General features: G+C 67.7%; 2 protein-coding genes and 1 pseudogene. All 3 read left to right on the top strand.

Features of this window, described 5'->3' with window-relative positions; all coding sequences use genetic code 11:
• Window positions 1-145 precede the first annotated feature (145 nt).
• Window positions 146-400 (top strand): annotated as a pseudogene (locus DY218_RS35945) (transposase family protein); the annotation flags it as partial.
• Window positions 315-1,028, top strand: a complete 714-nt coding sequence (locus DY218_RS35395) for an ISAs1 family transposase (RefSeq protein ID WP_128558276.1) — start codon at window positions 315-317, stop codon at window positions 1,026-1,028. The pseudogene DY218_RS35945 and the gene DY218_RS35395, both read left to right, overlap by 86 nt.
• 44 nt (window positions 1,029-1,072) lie before the next feature.
• On the top strand, window positions 1,073-1,297 hold the full coding sequence (locus tag DY218_RS35640; RefSeq protein ID WP_456341174.1) for a hypothetical protein: 225 nt from the start codon (window positions 1,073-1,075) through the stop codon (window positions 1,295-1,297).
• Window positions 1,298-1,339: the final 42 nt, after the last annotated feature.

Raw genomic sequence — 1,339 nt, 5'->3', positions numbered from 1 at the left:
GGGCAGGGCGGTTTCAAAGTCGAGTTGATTAAGTGAGTGTGCAGGCCACGGCGGCGTGACGGTGCCGACTGGGGCCGTGGCCCGCGCAACGAAGCTCCGTTGTGCAGGTGACCTTCCCAAGTCACCTTCGCCCAACGGAGCTTCGATGTGTCGCCAGTCTGCCACCGTGTGCCTGATCAAGTCGCCGTCGCGTCAGCACCGTGCGATCGCGGGTCTGCCCGGATGGCTGGCGACCTTGACTGATCCGCGCGGCCGACGCGGACGGCGTCACCCGTTCGTGAGTGTGCTCCTGACGGCCTGTTCGGCGGTGTTGACTGGCGCGAAGTCGTTCGCCGCGATCGGGCAGTGGGCGTCCAACCCGCCGCAGGACACCCTGGCCCCGGCTGGGTGTCCGCACCACGACGGCCTTCCACGTCCGTATCGCGCCGAGTGCCGCGACCATCCGCCGCGTCATCAACGCCGTCTGTCCCGGCGGGCTCGCCGACCTGCTCGGGCACGATCCGGCCCGGGCCGACACCCTGGCGGTGGATGGCAAGAGCGCCCGCGGCTCGCGGACCGATGACAGTCCCGCGGCCCATCTGCTGGCCGCGATCACCGGTGAGGGGATGACCGTCACCCGGCTGCGGGTGCCGAAGAAGACGAACGAGATCACCTGCTTCGCCGACCTGTTGGCGCCCTTCGACTTGCAAGGGGTGACCGTGACCGCCGACGCGCTGCACGCCCAGCGGGACCACGCCCGCTTCCTCGTCGAGCAGAAGCAGGCACGCTACGCGCTCACCGTGAAACGCAACCGGCCCGGTCTGTATGAACAGCTTCACGCTCTTCCCTGGCAGCAGGCCAGCGCGAAGTACTACGACCGCACCACCGGGCACGGCCGCACCGAGGACCGCGTCGTTACGGCCTTGACCGTCACCGACCTCGGTGTCGACTTCCCCCACGCCGCCCAGGTCGCCCGCGTCGTGCGCCACCGCACCCGGACCAAGACCGGTAAACGCAGCCGCGAAACCGTCTCGTCATCACCGACCTGACCAGCCAACAAGCCTCCCCACAGCGACTCGCGAAGATCATCCGTTTGCAGTGGGTGATCGAAAACCGGCTCCACTTCGTCCGCGATACGACCTTCGCGGTGGACGCCTCCAAGATCCGCACCGGCCACCGTCCGGACAACATGGCCACCCTCCGCAGCTTCGCGATCAACGCCCTGCGCGCCGCCGGCCACACGAATATCGCCGCCGGGCTCCGCGAGATGTCCTACGACGGCTTCCGCCGCCCACTGGACCTCATCAACCTCAACTGACCTGCACCAACGCATGATCAATCAGACTCTGAAACCGCCCTG

It is taken from the genome of Streptomyces triticagri (assembly GCF_003429565.1).
Lineage (GTDB): Bacteria > Actinomycetota > Actinomycetes > Streptomycetales > Streptomycetaceae > Streptomyces > Streptomyces triticagri.
The sequence above is the reverse complement of the archived record's forward strand: the minus strand, read 5'-3'. Positions and strand labels throughout refer to the sequence as shown.